The organism is Methylicorpusculum oleiharenae, assembly GCF_009828925.2.
GTDB classification, from domain to species: Bacteria; Pseudomonadota; Gammaproteobacteria; order Methylococcales; family Methylomonadaceae; genus Methylicorpusculum; species Methylicorpusculum oleiharenae.
This window is the reverse complement of record NZ_WUTY02000001.1, coordinates 4601128-4620549: the sequence shown is the minus strand read 5'-3', so window position 1 is coordinate 4620549 and position 19422 is coordinate 4601128. Positions and strand designations below refer to the sequence as shown.

Annotated in this window: 9 protein-coding genes and 1 pseudogene; all 10 read right to left on the bottom strand. The window is 47.5% G+C overall.

Going from position 1 to position 19422, the window contains the following annotated elements; translation table 11 throughout:
• Positions 1-40: 40 nt before the first annotated feature.
• Positions 41-205, bottom strand: a pseudogene (locus GO003_RS20560) (IS701 family transposase); the annotation flags it as partial.
• A gap of 119 nt (positions 206-324) precedes the next feature.
• Positions 325-3783 carry a YhaN family protein gene (locus GO003_RS20555; protein ID WP_231089113.1) on the bottom strand — a complete coding sequence of 1153 codons (3459 nt, stop codon included), beginning with the start codon at positions 3781-3783 and terminating at the stop codon, positions 325-327.
• A gap of 7 nt (positions 3784-3790) precedes the next feature.
• Positions 3791-5047 (bottom strand): metallophosphoesterase family protein, encoded by a 1257-nt coding sequence (locus tag GO003_RS20550; RefSeq protein WP_159653280.1) that lies wholly within the window; start codon positions 5045-5047, stop codon positions 3791-3793.
• Between the two features lie 134 nt (positions 5048-5181).
• Positions 5182-7281 (bottom strand): BREX system Lon protease-like protein BrxL, encoded by a 2100-nt coding sequence (brxL, locus tag GO003_RS20545; RefSeq protein ID WP_159653278.1) that lies wholly within the window; start codon positions 7279-7281, stop codon positions 5182-5184.
• A gap of 6 nt (positions 7282-7287) precedes the next feature.
• Positions 7288-7647 carry a four helix bundle protein gene (locus GO003_RS20540; protein WP_159653276.1) on the bottom strand — a complete coding sequence of 120 codons (360 nt, stop codon included), beginning with the start codon at positions 7645-7647 and terminating at the stop codon, positions 7288-7290.
• Between the two features lie 37 nt (positions 7648-7684).
• Positions 7685-10234 carry a BREX-1 system phosphatase PglZ type A gene (gene pglZ, locus GO003_RS20535; RefSeq protein WP_159653274.1) on the bottom strand — a complete coding sequence of 850 codons (2550 nt, stop codon included), beginning with the start codon at positions 10232-10234 and terminating at the stop codon, positions 7685-7687.
• A gap of 64 nt (positions 10235-10298) precedes the next feature.
• A complete protein-coding gene (locus GO003_RS20530) occupies positions 10299-10577 on the bottom strand; it encodes a DUF1016 N-terminal domain-containing protein (protein ID WP_159653272.1) in 279 nt (92 codons plus the stop codon).
• Between the two features lie 3 nt (positions 10578-10580).
• A complete protein-coding gene (gene pglX / locus GO003_RS20525; protein ID WP_159653270.1) occupies positions 10581-14159 on the bottom strand; it encodes a BREX-1 system adenine-specific DNA-methyltransferase PglX in 3579 nt (1192 codons plus the stop codon).
• 10 nt (positions 14160-14169) lie between these two features.
• Positions 14170-15852 (bottom strand): AIPR family protein, encoded by a 1683-nt coding sequence (locus tag GO003_RS20520; protein ID WP_159653268.1) that lies wholly within the window; start codon positions 15850-15852, stop codon positions 14170-14172.
• Positions 15853-15867: 15 nt separating this feature from the next.
• Positions 15868-19422: a BREX system P-loop protein BrxC gene (gene brxC / locus GO003_RS20515; protein WP_159653266.1), complete on the bottom strand. Its 3555-nt coding sequence runs from the start codon at positions 19420-19422 to the stop codon at positions 15868-15870.

The window sequence follows — 19422 nt, the reverse complement described above, 5'->3', positions numbered from 1 at the left end:
TATACTGTTTTTCAAATTATTTATATGCGTTTGCCCTGATGGGTTCGTAGTGTTCCCGCAACAGAAAACGATTCACACTGTCGTGAGAAATGTTCATCACCTCGGCAAGACGGGTGCAGGTGCTTGATTTCGGTTCGCTCATCAAAAATCCCATATACATTGGCAAGGTACAACACGCTTTCGGCGGGCGGCTAAGTTTTCTTATCATCCCTGAATCGTTCTTGTTAATTAGCTTATTTCGTTGGCGTCTAAGCCGTCATCCTGTTTAAGGAATGCCTGTTTCCAAAGAGGAGATTGTTGATATTTATCCATATGAGGGATGAATCACAAGAGTACAACGTTCACTTGTTTACCAAAAACCTCATGAACTGTTGGGATCAAGTGGTCATGGTGACTAAGAAAAATAACTTGGGTTTGTTCGGATAATGCCTTAAGTGCTTCAAACCCCGCTTTTGATCGGACATCATCGTAGTTGATAAATAGATCGTCTGCGATGAAGGGCAATGGCATGGCCTGCTCCAAGTGCATTTCCAGGGCCGCTAGTCGAAGTGCCAAGTAAAGCTGATCTCGTGTGCCGTCACTCATGCCAGAAATACCAACCAGCGTGCCATCGGAGCGAAGCCCCTCTAGGACCATGGGCTCCCGCTCAAAATCAAGAATCAGCTTGGTAAATGATCCGGACGTTAATGTCGAAAAGATAGCACCCGCTCGTTGCAACAGGGGTCCCTGCTTTTCTTCTCGATAGCGGTCTATAGACCAACGGAGCAAGCGGCCGGCGGTGAAAACTTTTACATAGCGTTCTGCAACATCCGACATTTGCGCAAGCGCTTCTTGGCGTTGGGCCTCCGCCTGTGTTGCCGCGTCTGATCCACCGATTTCGGACAGAACCCCCAAGGCATTTGCACGGTCAGCCGAAAGAGTTGTTTGCTGCTGCACTGCATCAGCAATTTCATCGTTGATGCGTGTGAGTTCAGCGGCAAGCTGAACCAGGTTGGCTGCATCAATCTCAGCCTCGAGTTGTTCCCGTATAAGACCATCCCCCCCACTGAGAAGAGCTGCCTTAGCCTCTGCCAGCGCGGCATTTAGGCGGCGTTGCTCGTCAGATCGGCCAATTGCTTCATTCAACAAAGCCGTGGTGTCGACCCCCGCTTTTTCCATGAGCGGCTTCAAACTCGCCATTGCGGTTTGACTTGATTCCTTGGCTTCCAAGACCTGACTGTTTGCAATTCGCAGGGCTTCTTTAAGCCGACTGCTTTCAGTAAAAGACTCGCGGGCTCGATCTAAACGATTGGCTAACGTTTGAGCAATTTGCTCGGCTGGCTGATCTTTGAGCTCAGCGGCAATGATTTGCGCGAGTCGATTCCCTTCAATAGAAAACTCCTTTAGGTCAGCATTCATGGTGTCGATGCGCTCGACTTGAATCTGCCGCATCTTTTCTAACTTTTCAGCTATTTGCTCGATGAGCTCAAGAGCACCTTCAGTCGTGCCAATATCGCTGTCAGGAGGCAACCCCGTTTTAGCCAGAGTTGTTGACCAAGCTTTAGACCAGCGGCTTTCCTCAGCTTTCGCATTCTCAGTGGCTTGCCTTAACGTCGTCGCCAGTGACTGCGCGGTAAGCAATTGAGCCGATAAAGTTTCGTGCCGAATTTTGGCGCTGTCGGTGGCGTGGATATAGTCTTCGGCCTGAATGCACAGGACAGACAAGCTATCCGTCTCGACCACAGGAAGCCGCGTTTCTTGTAACGCCTTGACGAGATTGAGTCGGGACTGTGCAACTAAACGGCTAAATGAATCAAATTCATCCTGTGCATCTTGATATGCAATACCAGCAGACAGCGCCTTTTCCCGTCTAATAATCCAGGCCCCCATGTCTTCTAAGGGCATGCCGTTTAAACCCATTGACAGTGCTTCCTGCCCCCATCGGTCATCGAACACGTGAAGCTTTGCTTCCCATTGTGCACATTGGTGTTCAATCATCGATAGGCTCTGCTGCTCCCGTTCAAGCAGCTGATTCAAGCTTTGGAGTTCGGTTGCTTCTTCGACATCGTCGAGTCGCTTATCGGCAACTTGGTCGGCATGGGTCATCTTCTCTTCAAACGTGTGTCCCTCTCGCTGCAGATCAATTTCACCGGTTTTTATCGCTTCCCAAGACGTATCTCGTTCAGTCCGCGCTTCAATCACCGCCGCTAGTGTCATAGGATGATGGAGCGCTTTAAACTGGGCAATTTGTAGTTCAATTCTGGCAACCTCAGCTGTTTGATTTTTTAGCCTTAATAATTCAGCTTTCCGGTCAGCAATTAGGGATTGCCGCTCTTGGATCAATCGGTTTACTTTTTCTTGGCTAGGCGGCTGCAATGCGATTAACTCAGGCAAAGGCTTTTGCCATTGCCCCAACTCCAACAATAGATTGTCCAACGCTGACTTCGTCTTGGTCAGCGTAGCTTGGCGCATTTGGAGGGCTAATTCGGTGTCACCGAATGATTTGGTGTTGGCTAATGCTGCACGTAGCGCGGGTTTGACCTCGCCCATCTGCAACTCAGCCAACTGCTTTGATAGTGTTTCGATTTCAGAACACTTGGTTTTTTCTGCCTGTTCTGCTGCCCGTAGGGTTTGAATAATGCCGCCGCGGTCGCGGACCAGTTGCCTGAGTTCGCGCCGGACCAGCAGTGTTGGTAGACGTTGGGCAATTGCACTCTCAGAGTCTTTGGCCCAACTCAACTGGTTGCAGGCTTGACCCACCGCTTGCCAAAGCACGGCTATTTCATTTTTTCGATTGGCGATATCGCGCTCATAGGCGCTGTATTGAAGGCGAAGGTTATCGAGTTTGCTGATGTCGGCAGCCAGTTCAAGTACGACTTCGTCCACATCGATGTTGGATAACGCTTCAGTGATTTTTTCAACCTCATCATTGCGCAGTTCTAGGCGTTCAAGGGCGATAGCCAGCTCGCGTTCTGCAGTTGCGAGCGTAGCAGCGGCGTCGACAGGCAGTTCTATCACTTCACCCAGTTCAGCGAGTTTATGTTCGTTATCCCTCAGGGTCATCAAAAACGGGGCGAGCCTTCGAATGCGCTCAAGCCGATTACGCTGGCTTTGGAGTTGCTGATGTCGTTCGCGCTCATGACTGAGCGCTTCTTGCAGAGATTCGACCTTACTATTGGCGTCTACCCAGACTTTGGTGCGGACAGTGGCTTCCTTTAACGCGGTGGTCGCCTTGTCGAGCTGATCTGCGGCGATGTAATACTCTCGGTTATTGGCTTTTCGGGGTGCCCAAAGCTTATCCGCCTCGGCGATCAGCGCATCACGAATTTTACCGAGACTGGCAACACCCGCCGCCGACTGAAACAGGATCTGGCCGACGTCGTTCTCGGCATTGAGGATGCTATTGCCTCCGGACACCAAGCGCGTATGGTCAAGACCAAACATTTGATCATAGAAATGTCTATCCGCACCATCTAAGAACGGTGTCAGCGCAGTATCGGGCAAGACGACATCCTGTGGTGAACGTAGGGTTTGTTTTAGAGCCTTTGCCCGGTGAAAGTCTAACGAACCTGAGGCATTGCTGATGGAGGCACCCAAACGTAGTTCATTAAGCGGATGTAAAAAACTGAGCTGAGAACGCGGCGGGATGCCGAACAACAAATCAACAATGGCGGACCGCAATGTCGACTTGCCGGCCTCATTAGGCCCGACAATTAGATGAAAGTCCTGTTTGGCTACTGGAAACATAACCGAGCGGTCAGAGAATTTGCCGTATTTGATTAAGTCCAAGCGGTTGAATCGCATCGTCAGTTCACTCTACCTTGGCTAAATGAGACAGCAGTCCCGGACGGACTTCGCGAACCAAGTCCACTAACTCGCCTGAACGGATGGCTTTAAAATAAGGGACTGAGGTTTGCAACTCTAAGGGAGCTTTATTGACGAGCCCTAAAAGATCGTCTTGCAGGCTCTTAAGGAAATCAGCGTCTGATTCAGCCGCCTGAAGTAGATCCTGCAAATCGGATAAGGCATCGGCTCGTGCTCGCAGCGCCTCACCGTCATCTGCCGAAGCAGTCGCCACCTTGACCTTTTCAATCCAAAGTCGCTCCGTCCCCAGGGTGACTGCCAAAGCCAAGACTTCGGCGCGAAGTTGCGGTTCCAGTCCGAAAAGATCACCGTGCGCAGCCGTTTTACCGGTGACGGTGACTCTAACCGCTAGGGGAATGGTCGACGAGCTGCTTTCTACCCGTTCGTCGAGCGCTTTGCCAATGTGGGTCACGACTTCCGATAGCGTTTTGCACTCGGTAGCATCAACTTCAAGACTGACCCAGCGCAGAACATCGACGAAAAGGCGCTGAATATCATGAATGCCGTGCTCATCTGCAGTGACAATAACCGCTCCACGCGGTCCGGTCTCCCGGATATGACGACCTTGGAGGTTGCCAGGAAAAACCACTGTCGAGGCACCTTCCCATATTTGATGCTCGTGAACATGGCCCAATGCCCAGTAATGGTAGCCCTTGGCATGAAGTTCATTCAAACTGCACGGGGCATAAGATGCATGCGCTGCATTGCCCTCAAGCGCGGTATGCAGCACGCCAATATTGAACATGCCTGGCAGTGGAGCCGGATAGCCAGTCACTAGATTCTCCAGGGTCTCTTTTTCCTTAAAGCTGCGGCCATGCAGGGCAACCTTTAGGTCTGCCAGATGAAAAGTATTGGGTCTTCGGGTGTCGAAGGCAAAGACATTGTCAGGCAATTGCAGTTTCTTGGTCATTTCACTTTCGGCATCGTGGTTGCCGAACAGCAGATAAACCGGAATGCCCGCTTTTTTAAGACGGCCCATTTCTCTACAGAAATAAATGCCGGTGTTGTGATCCTTCCAGGTACCATCGTAGAGGTCGCCGGCAATCACCATGAAGTCAACCGCTTGCTCAATCGCTTCAGTCACCAGGTTGGTAAACGCATCGCGAGTCGCCGTGCGGAGCATCTCCACCGGGGCATCAGCGTATGCACTTAATCCGGTTAACGGACTATCCAAGTGTATGTCTGCCGCATGGATGAATTTCACTGATCCTTTCCTTTTTGTTGTGCGTATCTAACCATCATGATATGTATTCTCCACACTACTTTCGCCAACGATCAATAACATCAGAAAAGGCAATGTCACTCACTTCAAACCACTTTGAAAGCGACGCTGAAACCTTACCCATGTGACTCTCTCACTGGTCTTGTTTCTTCGCACCTAATAAACGTCACCTCAAACGCCTTACAAGCCCGATATTGCTGCATGCGATTGGTAAAGGTAAACGCTTCCTTCGTTTCGTAGTTCTGAAAAATATCCAAACCACGGTCTAACGAAATTTTCCAACCGTGATCGGTCAAAATGTGTCGGGCATGAATCGTCCCGGTTTCGTCAAATGCCCATGTGAAATGGATGCCGACCGCGCTACAAGATTCGGCGATTTTATCCAGACTTTCCCGCTGCTGCTCGCCCTTAAAGTCATCCTCAGTCGTAATCAAATGAACTTCAACTTCAGCATCGTCAGATTTATGCCTGACGATTGTTTCAAGAAACTCCATAAAATTACGAAGCTGATAAAACAACCGTATATAAGGATCAGTGATAGTGATTTTGTTAGCGCCCGCCAGATAGGGCCCAAACAAAAAATCAAATGAAATCCCTTTCTGGTTTTCCTGAAATGTTAGGTGTTTTTCTTTCAAGACTGGCTCGGGAATATCCCGAGGCGATATCGAAGGGTATTCAACCGGTGACGTGGGAATTTCTGATTGAATCAATTCCTCCTCGTCACTGCCGTCACCAACAGAACGATGATAATAATGCGGGTATTCTTGTTCTTCCAGTGTCGTGACTTGATACAAATGCTGCGAGGAATTCAGATAGGCAAAATTGACCTTGGCATAGGTCTGATCGATCCGCATCAATTGGTCCTTGACGCGTTTTCGACCTTCAATTGCAAATTTCAGCAGTTCTTCAATTTCGTCTGTGGAAGCTCCTCCATGTGGAAACAAGATTTTCATCAGGCCGGAAAACGTTTTATTGATACCGTCCCGGTCACGTGTCGAAATATCAGACGAAAGTGAGAAATGCTCTGCGTAGCGATCTGCATAATCGTGATTACGTAGAGAGCGTAAAACTTCGGCGAGATAATCCACGACGAAACCATAACCATCCGAAAACATCTCGCTACGCAAATTTTCCATTTCCCAGCCGGGAAGAAACCAGTGCATCCGGTCCAGAATGGCCTGACCATCAGAATTTCGGTAAGTCTCCGGCAAATCCATGAAAAGGTTTTCGTGCTTCAGCATGAAGGCAACGTTATGCGAAGTGTTGCCGATATAGACCATGGATGCTTCGGCGCCTTGCGGCCCCGTACCCCGATTAAATGACTTATTAGCCATATAATTTTTCAGCGTATCGATCAGCTTAATGTCCGGCTTTTTGTTGCTTCCGGCAAACTCATCCATGGCAACAACATCCCAATAACCGACCAATCCGATTTTGCCGGTCGTATTATTGATAAACAGTTTTGCCAGTGTTGCCTCGCCACCAGAAACTAAGGTGGCATGAGGCGAAAACTCTGAATAAATATGAGACTTACCCGTCCCTTTGGGACCCAGTTCCAATAAGTTGTAATTTCGTTCGCAAAATGGGATTAAGCGGACAAGCTGGATTAGCTTACTTCTGCGACCAAAGACTTCCGGATTTAAACCAATGCTCTGGAGCAGAACATCAATCCATTCTTCTGTCGTAAACTGTTTTCTCGCTTCGATATAGCTTTCATAGTCGAAATGGGAAAGCTGAATGGGCTTTAACGATGACAATATCCACGGCGATGCGTTTTGATCTTCCGTAAAATCATATTCAAGGTCGCAAATGCACCAAACACCACCGACTAACAATTTAGGATGCTTCTTTATGGTTCCTGAATCGATCAAGACCTTTTTTAAGCCCAAGTTTTCAAAGGTTGCTTCGTAAACGTTTGCCTTGTCGTTTAAGTCAACACAGACTTTATCGATCACTTTGTAGCGACCTTTCTCCTTAATGGTCGATCGCACTAGGCCCGCTTCATTGCGATGGACATAATGCTTGCGAAGGATCTCCTTGACCGTCTCGATGCCCGTCTGAATCGTCGCCTCGTCACTGGTCGCGCAATACTGGCCGAGCAAATATTCCAACACGTAAGAGGGAACGATCGCATTCCCCTTAACGGTCTTGACGAGATCTTTTCGAACGACAAGTCCTGGGAAATGGGTATTGATTTTCTTATCTAGGGGAGTCATCAGTAATCAGCCTTCAGTTATCAGTTGTTTTTCTATCGAACTGATTAATCCAACCAACATAGCAGACAGTTCGCGGGTTTCATTCAGCCAAGATTTTCCTTGAATGGGTTCGATGTATTCGATGTCGATTCCGATATAAATTTGAGTTTTAAGCTCACCACATGAACCTTTTGCATAGTGCAAAAACCGGATGAAATCCTTTTTTGAATTTCTTTCTGATCCCTCAGCAATATTGCTAGGAATAGATAAGCCAGACCGCGTAATCTGATCCCTAAAACCAAAATCCTTGCAATCAGTAAATGATTTGTACAATTCTGCCGAAAGCCGCGCTGATCGTCTCCAAACTACTAAATCCTCAAATTTCATTCAATTTCTCTTTTACTGACAACTGACGTCTGATAACTCAAAAATCAAAATCGCTGGTAAACGAACGTCTCATCACATAGCGAAGCGATTTATATTCTTTGTAATGTGAAGTGCCGGCATGCTTTTCTTCCAGCTTAAGAATGACTTCCTGGCCATTGGCATCATCGGCTTTACGCGTAAGTACAAAGCGTATTTGCAGTTCTCTTTCTCGTGGGTTCTCCGAGCTAAGGTCGAAGGTCAGTTCATGGCTATCGGATATTAAATCTCCTGCCTCAGTGTAAATGCCTGCACGTAGGATTCTGGGCTGGATTTTGTCGGTAACGGGGCCCGACTGATAGAGCGTTACCGCCAATTGGCCAGCGGTAATAACCGAACTGGCTCCACGCAAGATTTCAACCTCAACGCTAGTGACATCGCTCTGGCGTTTTTTGTTGATCTTTAGCACTGGAATAACAACTTCCTGCAAGGATGCTCCGCCGTGTACGAAGCGGCTCCCTGAGCCTTTAAGGCGTAAGCGATTGATCGACTTGGGTATCTGAACCTCAATATTACCTTCCAAGCCTAATTGTGCGGGTGAGAACGTGTGTAGTGCCGGTGATAACGTGAGCCCCTTGCCCAATACAAAGCGACGATCACGGTAAAGAATATGGGCACCCTCGGCCTCGACGCTGGAAAAGTCACTTTCATCCAGTACACGGTGCTGATAAATGAATCCATGGTCGGCAGTGATCAGTAAATTATTGGCGTTGGCCGCGGCAAGTTTTTTCACCAAACGAACCAGATCATCAAGCGTTTGCTCTGCGGCTTCAAATGCCTGCCCTTCGGAATGCATCTTATCGCTGGTGTGATCAATCCGATTGTGGTAGATGTATACCACATCGTTAGCCTTGAGTAGCTCGCGTGCATCATCACGGTTCATGGACATAAAGTCTTCAGCGGTTACAGCCTGTCCTCGACCTTTGAGTGCGGCCTGCAAAATCTTGTTACGACTGGCCGTCCCTTGGGAACTTTGACCATCGACCAGCACCGTGCCGGTATCATTGTCGGTAATCGCTAGCGTTTTATTGGGTAACAGCGCTGCCATACCCAATTGGGTGTAACTCGGCAGCATAGCTAATGCGACCTCAATCTCTGCGCTATAGCGGTCTTCCTGACGGATAAGACTGAGCAGTTCATCGCCAATTTCATAACGCATGGCGTCGGAAATGATCACGCAAACCTTGTTATCCTTCCGCAAAAACGGCCGTACCCAGTGTTCGAAGAAATTTCGTTGCAAAGTAATCGGGCGGGCGTTCCAAACCTGGACCTCATCGACACAGGCCTGAAAGCAATCGTTGATCTTCAGCAAATAATTATTGGTGTAAAGATTTTCGATTTGTTCAGTCAGGATGCTCATCAGCGACGCTTGACCTGACATCCGCACATGAAAGGTGAACTTACGGTAAAGTTGATCTAGTTGGTACCAAAAGCGGCTGTAACGTTGCACACCGTCCACCAGACCATCCATCGTAAGATTGGCTTCTCCGAGTGTATTGATAAATTGCGCGGCGTAATCGATTGCTTCGTATAAATGCCGAAACTCTCTGTACCAGTGTCCCTGCCGACGCCGACGCACCCATAACGCCACATCCCCCCCGGAAACGGTCCGTTCAACCACCACTTTTACCAGATCACTGATAATTTTTTGGTCGATGAGGCGAAAGTAATCCAGCTCGATCAGCTGCCGAAAATCCCGCTTGGCAAGATCCTGCTCAATCCCGAGCAATTCAGCTACTTCAGCAGAAAGTTTTTCAAACCCCGTTTCAAATTGTCGGCTATCTTTCCAGCGTTTGATAAAAACCTGTATGTCTTGAGACATCCGTGAAGGTAAGTTCTCACTCCCGTGGACTTGTTTTCTCAGGTCGGCGTATTTTCCGGGTTCAAGTTCCATTTCGTAGCAGTCATGAAACAGCTTGATCAGAAAATCTTTAAGACTTTTCTCTGGAGAATGGTAATCGTAGATTCTTAACAACTGTTCCCACAAAAAAGCATCCAGTCCACAGCGTTCGATCAGTTTGCTTTTATCGTTGCGGCCATCCGCCAATTCCTGAAATAAGTTTTCAATGACGGCGTCTATGCGCGCCTCGCAGCCCGCACAGACCGCTAGCATTTTCACGCGAATCAGCCCATTGGTGTCGTCAGGCTTCAGCCACTTTTTGAGGGCCTCTCTACGCTTAATGGCTTGAAAGAATTCGGCATGCGTTTGGACCAAATCGACAAACTGGAAGCCAAGTTCCAGCTCGGACAGCCACAATGCCGCTTGATCGGTACGAAACTCACCGTGAGCCAACTGCACATCCAGTAGCCAATTGTCTAAGTCGACCGGTTGCGGACCCTCCCGATACAGCAGGAATTTTTGTTCAGGCTGCTCGCGCAATATCCGGTATTTGATTTCGTACTCATTGTTGAGTAGTTCAAGCTTCTCAACGCCGGGTAATGCTAGGGACTCAAAATCGTTGCGTAATTCCTGCTTGGCATCGTACCAAAACACAATCCGATGCTTATCAAACAAACGCTCCAATGCGAGCGCAATCTTGTTTTCACTCATTAGATAACCAACTCCGGTAGATCAATGAATTCGGGGGACACTGTCCCCCGAATTTCGGGATACGTCAGATAAAACGCACGGCAGTGGCGCAGTTCGCGTGCGTGATAGCCAGCTTCCCGGTTTCCGCCAATGTTTGACTGAGGCGTTCCAGCAAAGCTTCGCCGAATGGGACCCGATCAGAGCCTTTTTGTCCATACTCACGGATATAAACGCCTATCAACCAATTTCGTAAAGTCAGGCTGATATTGACAGCACGCGCGGCTTGCTCGGCCAAGGAATGGTGAATCCCGGCAATAGTGGCTACCAGCGCGGAGAAATCCGCCGCTACAAAAGGCTTAGTCATGCCTTAATCCTCCGGTGCATCCAAACCAACAATCTTTTTCAATGCGGAACCGAATTTGACATAGTTGACCTTAACACCATCATCCAGATTAATTTCTTTCTGTTGAGTAGCCAGTGGGTATAGGATTTCGCGCTCATACTCTTCCAGCTCCGCGATGATTTTATTGATCTTCTCGATTTCCTTCAGGGCCTTGGTTTTCTCAACTGGGGCGGCACTGGCACTGATGCTGACCGCTTCCAGATGGCTTTTATGGGCTGTGAGTTTGGTGCGGAATTCGCGCAGATAGTCGTTGAGAACTACGCTGACTGTATCCGGGCGGTAACGGTGCATATAAATCAGGGCATTGAAGCTGCCTTTAGGGCTGGAAAACAGCCAGTAGATGGGCCGCTTTTTGTAGCGTTTGACATGGTCGATATAGAACTCACCTAGGAAATAGTCACGAATGCTGTATTCACGTTTACCTTTGACGTTAAGCGCCTGCTCGACGAACTTCAAGTTTTCCTCGTAGTGTTCCTCGCCAAAGGCCACGCGCAGAAACTGGCGGAAACGTTCAGTGATGTCGTCGGTGAACCAATCGCCATCGAGCATGGGGATGACGTTATCGTCATCGGCTGGGAAGCTTGGCTCTGGAATCTGTTTCAGGTAGTTAGAGAGGGTTTCACCTTGGTTTGCCAGAATCAATCCAGACTTATCCAACGCATAGCGACCGAACATGCAGCCCACTGCATAGGAGACCAGTTCGCGAAGGGTATCGGCCAGTAGCAGCGCTTCCAGCTCTTCCTCGGATTTGCCATTGCTGTAGCGGTAGTGCGGGTTGCAGGTCAGGGTGATTACATTGAGCGGCACCACCGACGTTAACTCATTCTGAAGACCGTAGGCATCGATGAAGATGCGATTGTTCTCTTTCTCCAGCCGCTGCATCTCCAGCGTCATTTCGCGCCAATGTGCGCGGAGCTTCTGATAGGTGGCTTTCAGAGTTGGCTGGAAATGGTTGGGATTAAGCAGGGGCAGGTTGGTGAAGTCCCAGGAGGTTTCGTATGAGTCCCAATCCGAGCGAGAAAGTGTGATCAACTTTTCTACTTCAGAAAGAACAGATTTATTGACTTCAATTATTGGTAATTTTCCAATAGCACCTTCGCTGTAATCAACTGTGGGCGAAAGAGCAGAAATAAGCCGATCTACTACAACGGAGTTCATGAAGCCCAAAATGCTTAACGCAGTATCGTTGTCCTGTATTGGCGATGCAGATCCCTTGCTTTCAAATGCAAAATTCTTCGGCAAACGCCGAGCGGAAAATGAACCAATCGTGAGACTAGACCATGTTATTCCTCCAAAAAAGAAATACTGTGTATTTTGAGGTCGGGAACGTAATTTACCGTTTTCATCCTTATAATTTCGGATTTCATAACCGTCATTCTCCCAATTGAGGAGGTATTCAAAATTACCATACCATCGACGAAACGAGCCACCCTTAGTACATGGAAACCATTTCTTTTGGCCAGTAAGGGCTTCAATTTTCTGCTCATCCAGCGCAGCTCTCGAAACATCAACTTCTTGCCAAAACCTCAAGAATCTATCGTTGTTACCAGTCTTGATACCCTGTTTTGCAGGCGCAATTTCTAAGAGTGGAGTTCCATCTGAAAATGATCTAATGGCATTTTCGCTCAACCAATATGCAATCGGTTCATCTGGAATTGCCATCAATGAACCTTGCTTAATGTTGAATCTGCCATAATTTTTGTCGAGAAATAGCTTCTCTAATTCTTCGTTGGTACGAACGATAGAAAATTTTTCAAAGAGCTTCCTTGCAATCATTCTAGTTTCCGAAAATGGTTGGCTATTCGATACTGAGAATGCGACCGCACCAAAATCTGCTCCAAAGGTGCCTCGCCCAAGGTGAATTAATGAAATGATTTTCTGTGAATTCAAAAGATGTGTGCGAAGTTTTCGGTAAGATCCAAGAAACATCCAAGAAGGAAGATTGATCATGCTCCAAGTTCCATGTTGAATAACAAGCAGCCGACATCTTTCCATAAATGCAGTCATTAGGTCTGAGCAAGCGGAAGGGAATTGCTCACTCAGCCAAACCGCAAGTCTATTATTTAATCCCTTAACACCGGCATACGGTGGGTTTGCGACTACCACATGGTATTTGGGACTCAGGTAATCGGCCTGCCGCAGGGCTTGCAGTACCTTATGGTGAGTTAGACTGAGGAACAGATGCCCGGAGACGTTCTTTGACGCCAAGGTTTTGAGTATTTTGTCTACATCAGTGACATCGGGGCGAATCAGAGAGCCGAAGTTGTCGGCTTCTTCGAATTGACTCAGAGCCATTTGCAGCGGAGCAGTAAACAATTCACGCCCGACAAAAGTCATATACTCACTCAGTTCAGTCTCGTCGAAACGGACATTTTCCAGCACGCAAATGTTCGGCTTGATCCCTTTGTTGAAGAATCGGCGCTGCTTTGCACGAGCTTTCATGGTTAGCGCGAATGCTGCCAGCTCGCCAGCGCGTTCGTCGATCTCGATGCCGAACAGATTATGGGTGAGAATTTTCTCCGGGATCTCAGCAGGCTCGTAGCCTTCCTCCTCATAGATGGCGTAAAGCAGGTCGAAGGCGTAGGTCAGCATGTGGCCGGAGCCGCAGGCCGGATCACAAACTTTGATCTCTTCTGGTTTGCTGATGCGCAGGAAGTCCGTCTCTGCTTGTTCGGGTTTGATGTAGTAGTCCATCTGCTTAGCCAACTTCGAGCCTGGGCGGTTGAGCAGCCAAAGGCGACCGAGTGAATTTTCTACCAAGTAGCGCACGATCCAGTGCGGGGTAAACAGCTGGGTGGCGGCGGGGATGTTTTCGGGCGTGATCTTCTTGTTTTTCTTCAGCCCGTCGAACACCTCGTCCTTTTTCTCGGAGATGTAGAACTGGTAAAGCCAGCCGATAACTTCGACTTCCAAGCCCTCAGTATTCAGTGTGCAGTTATCAGCAGGTTCGTGTTCATTACTGATAACTGATAACTGATAACTGATTGCTTCGCGCATGTGCGCGAGAATGGAGTTGCTCGAAAGCAGGTCATCGGGCATTAACAGCTCGGTGTAGTCTTCGATACGCTGGAACAGGAACGGCATGGCCTTGTTCCAGTAGTTACACGCAGCGACGACCAATAGCCGATAGGCCTCGCCTTGCGGATCGCGACTGGGCGCTTTGCCATCGAGTAGCGCAAAGACTTGCTGCCGAATCTTGATAGGCACCATCTCGTCATCGATATGGCCCATCTTGGCTTCGGCCAGGATCTCGGGCTGGAATTGCCCAGGGTCAGCCGGAGAAACAATGCCGACTCGATTGTAGCGGTTCACGTCCATGAAGCGCAGTGCACAGAAACGGTTAAACCAGATGTAGGCTACCCGTTCAATCACCTGGTCTTTACCCTGGTTATGGATAGCCTCTTCGAGCTTTCTGATTGCAGCTGCACTTTCACGTCTGGCGGCACTTTCCTCAACTAATACTTGATTGAGTTTGGTTTCGACTTGATCCTTGAGACTGCGGCGAGCGTATTGGGCAAAACGCTTGAGCTTGGTGGTTTCCATTGTTAGCCAATTATATGAAGTTGAGTATGTCTAATTGTTCGAGTAAATCGCCCCTTCTAAATGTTGCTGACAATTGTTGTAATGAAACGTCTCTATTTCCATAGCAATAATTCAGAGCGTCTCTTAATTCTTGGATGGCTTTTTGGTGATATTCGATTTGTTTTGCTTCAAACGCTTCCAGTAATTGTTTGAAATTTCGATGGGAAACATCTTGTAAACTGATACCTTGCTCGGCGAGCAATTGTTTACCAATCAACATGCTGATGTAATGGGACGCATAGGGTAAGAAATCAGCGGGATTCTGCTGGGAGGGCCGTTTACGCTCATTCTCTACCGTTCGGAAAATCAAGACGGATAACAACGCTTGTGCTGCGTTCAGCCCCTGAAAAATATCTTGGTATAACTTGCCGAAGTGTTCTTTACGCCGAAATTTGGCTTGATGGGGTTTATCTCGCCAAATTGCTAACACCGATTCGGCAACAATTGTGCTGGTAATTACACTGGAACCACCACCACCTTCTTCCCGCTGACGTTTGTAACTGTAACCCAAATCCTCAATGCCCATTTCCAGTTGCTTTTGTATCTCGTCATTGGAACGTAAATCGCGCAGATCGACTGGATTTTGGCTATTGGTGGCATAAGTAATATCCCTGACAAAATCTTTTTTCGATTCGGCTAACTGATAGATGCGGATCATCACATACGCCGATTGCGGCACTGAGAATAAATCCTTTTGCGAGTTATTTAAGGTCTCCTGAATGGTACGGCAGGTTTGCCCACCATTGATAATCTGCATGTTTTTGATTTGAACTTGGTAGTCTTCCTTTTGAAAGGCGTTGTAATCAAATTTGTCGCAAACGACGGTTATACCATTGTTATAGAAGTAAAACTTATCGGATTTACTGGGATCAGTCAGCGTTTCATGAATAGCCAGATTAACCCGATTGGCGTGCAAGCCTAAATAACGGCGAATGTTTCTTTCGAGTAATTTGTCGCCATGCTGATTAAACAGTCTTTGTATTTCCTGTACAGATACTCTGCCAACCAATACTCGAAGAAAATTCATGTCTTCCACAATGGCCTTGCCATTTAAGATCAATTGGGTATCGACTGATTTGCTGCGCTGTAAAACGTTAACAATAGAGTCGTGATTGAAATGAGTGAAACTGACTTTGTCACCATAGTCCTTTTCAGCCGCATTAAGCCACTGCTGGGCCTCTTCTTTCCAAGCAGCCCCGTTATTGCACAAGACCACGCGGACAGTCGGAATATAGGCGTCTCTGATCAGTGAGCGTATCTCTTCGATTTTAGGCTCGATTTTTTTATTTAAAGCCACTTTGCGCGAGGGATCGAATAATACTTGCACCGTGTTGATGGCTTTTTGTACGCCATTTTCAGGAAAATTGGCTTCGCCCGATAAATCTCTTTTGTATTTTCCTTGAAAGATAGTCACTCTAAATTCGCCGTCTTCTACTTCACCGACATGCAAACCATCTACACCCGCATCTTGTCCACCATCGGTCAAAAGCTCTGCCGCTTCATCTAAATCCATATCTAATGTCGTGGACATACACAATAAAACAAAGGCCGCTGATTTTTTCTTATCCAGATCATTGCCTTCTGGTAGCCATTCAGGATGACCATCAATGATCCCGCTTATTCGCTGGTCTATGATACTTGCGTTGATGTTCATGATGTTTACCTTGCCTTATATTTGAATTCTTTTTCCATTGCGGATTTCATTAATCAGAGCCTCGCGCATCGATTCCAGATAACGATCCACATCGCTCTCGTCAGCCAGCCACGGTTTATCGAATCGAATACTGATTTGACGTGACGTAATATATTGCGGTTGTGGCTCTAAAATTTGTTCAGCGGGATCAGCTTCTGAGACATCCGTTGACTTCCCACCCGCAGCCGGTTTGGGCGCCGTTAACTCAATGAGTTTTGTCAAGAGTTTTTGATAACCCTGTTCTTCGAAATAGCGCAAACGGTCGTTGATCACTGCAATCAGGCTTTGCTGTTTGATATGTTCAATCAAGTCCTGATAAGGCGCATCAAGTTCTGCCATTCTGAAATCGGGTAACTTTTGAAACTCTTCCAGCCCGTGCATGCGTTGCTGCAAGGTTTTGAGTTTATCGATGGCCTGAGTGCGAACTTCTGCAACTTTTTGATCGATTTCCTGTGTTAAGCCATCCAGCTCATTTTTCATTTGCTGAATAAGATTACCTTTAAAACAGGAGGGACTACTAAGTAAAACTCGCAAGCCTTCAGCCGATTTTTGCTGATTACCGAGTACTGATGACTGATTACTTAAATAGGCAAAATTAGGTTCTTGAGATTGCACAAATTTACGCGCGTCATCAAAGATGCCTTTTTGCGGGCCGCTCATGAACTTACGGATGGGATCGATCACGTCTTCCTTGATGGCAAGCAGACTGTCTTCTTGCCGGGCGAGCTCAGTCAGATACCAGATGTAAGGTTTACCATTCAGCTCTTTTAGCTTCTCAAGCACCGGATTGAGTGCGCTCAAGAAAGGATATTGAGAGACCAAAGCCATTAGGCTTGAGAGCTGCTGACTTAGCTGTTTGAATGCCTCAGCGGTTTCACTGCCAAGTGCTTTGGCTTCGCTCGCATGAGGTGGGGTATCGAAGAAATCTTCATAAAATGCTTTGAGCGCACGTATCTGTGAGGCGGTGAACTCAACCTGGGGTTCCAACACCAGATTGCCATGACCATGGGTATTGCGAAGCGCCCGTTCCAATTCGTATTCTTCGAGAAGATTACCATCAACGCGCATCTCAACCTTTCCACGCGCGCAAAGGCTAGCCAAGGTACAAAGTACGGCCGCAAAATACCAGCCGTAGGGCTTGCGTTCGAATTTTTCCAATAGGGATTTTACGGTAGTACGTACACCGCCCCGATTATTGCTTTGGATAAACGCCAGTAAATCTTGCTCTGACTCGGCTAAGGCAGCGACATCATTACCGAAAATCCCATCTTGAGAGGCTTTAAGGCATTGGGCGATGTCATTTTCGGTATAGGTAATGCCACGCAGCATCCGCAGATTTGGATAAGTGCGCGCTATCAGTTCATGGAAGCCCCGAACTATCCGAGACTGAGCACCTTCGACGCCTATTTCTATTTCGTTTCCCGCGACGTAGAGTTTGGATTTACCTAGGAGTGTTTGCACGCGCTTTTGTAAGGCGTCATAACGCTCTCGGTTTTGAAAACCCTTGTCGTTCAAAATCCGTTTGACTGCTTCCTGTTGAGTGATGGAGATATTTTGACGAATGTATTTCTCCGTTCGTTTGTACATCAAAATGTCACGAACCAAGCGGTCGTCGGGCGGCATAACGACCAATAACTCATCCCTGCCAAAAGAATGCATGACCAACGAAGTTTGGTTATCGGCGAATTCATGAAAAGGGCTGATGATATGAATACACAATTCGGATTCACGACCGAATAAGCGTTCATCCAATTTTCGGGTAAAGGGATAATCCTGGCCATTATCGTCGTAACGGATTTTTTTATTTTTTATGACATGGTCGAATACCAGTTTTTCGAGTTCGGCAGCGACATCATTAGACTCAACCTCGGTATTTTTAATTTCTTCCTCAACGTCTTTCTCTTCGTCCGTGAGGTATTCGTAAAGCTCGCCATTACGCTGAATATAAGTCTGTTGCTCCAGCAGGTTTAGAGCCTCTTCAACTTTTTTGCGAAGTCCGGGTAGATCTTGGTTGAAAGCCTCCAACATCAAAACACAAAGGTTGCGTAAGCTGGGTTTGAATGCTTTGACATACTTAACCAGAAAGAGGGCTTTTAGTAGGCGTATGGCTAATGTGTTTTCCAGCTGTTTTTCCGCCAAAAGAATCGCCCGCTGAGTATTGGCTTTAAGGGCTGTTCTGATACCTTCGAACATCAAGTCAAAGGTGGCAAGCTGGCCAATCTGATGATCACCAATCTGAATTGCTACTTGCTGAAACACCCCCAGCATCGACCGTTCACCCACCGAGCTGTGTTTACCTTCAAAGGCATTGTGCTGCGACAAGTTCTGAATGGCTGATTGGAATAGAGCGAACTGGTAAGGAATGAACGGGTAGCCGTGAATAAAGTGGTCCCGATCTTGGAAGTTACGGTAAGTTTGAGAGCCATCTGCAAAATCGAACAGGGTTTTGAAATTGTTCGCTTGCGCGTGGTAGATCTCACCTAGTAATTGAACACCTTCCTCATTCTTCATGAGTAGGCGCTTTTGGATAACTTCAGCCACGTCGGCGCTGGTCAGTTTCATGCGGTTGGCAAACCGAGCCTGAATCTTGGAAAAGTCGTTACTTTGCTGCTTACCCATCTCACCGACAACAGTCGCCATGTCCTCTTGGGCGGTGACGATGACCCAAGCTCGCCCACGACATTTAGTGGCTAAACTTTCTGCGATGGTTTGCAGGTTTGTCATGAGCTTCACATTGTCGGAGACATATTGCCCTACTTCATCGACGAAAAAGTTCAGCCTGAATTCTGGGGGTTGCCTTTCGATGTAGGCATTGACTTGCTCAGCAAAGTCCTCGATGGAGACACGGTATTGACTTCGGTATTTATCGAGAATGCCGAGTCCGGCAGTTTCATCGCCAGACGTAACTTCTGCATAAGCTTTGGCAATGTTTTTCGCCTCCAGCAGTGCTTGCTCGCGACCTTTGTGCCAGCTTTTATCTGCAAGAGTTTGGTAAGCCTTTTTAAATGGCTCATACAGGTCACGGCTGTCGAGATCGCGTTCGAATTGTGCGATATGCCCTTGTTTACCGTAGTAGCCGCAGGTTTCATCAAAGACTTTAACGAAAACAGCCAGGAGTGCATCAATTTGGGTTTTACTGATGACATCCGCTTTCTGGTCAATATTAAACAGAATACTTTTGGAAGGAATCTTTATGGCTCGGTTAAGGTCGCCGCGAAGAATTTCATTTTCCCCACACTTAGGTAAAAACAATTCAAGGGCGGTAACGCCATCTATTTGGCGATTCTCCAGCAGCAGTGCCAGCATTTTCAGTAAATGCGATTTACCCGATCCAAAAAAGCCTGATACCCAAACCCCGTTGGCCCCTTCGTAATTGTTATAGGCATCAAGAAAAGACTCTAGGCGTTTTTCAACCTCGTTGGTGAGGACGTACTCTTCGATTTCAAGGCGCAGGCTTGCTTCATCATCGGCTTTGATAACGCCCTCTATTGGACGGTCGACCGGCTTATGGAAAATGGTCTTAAGAGTCAT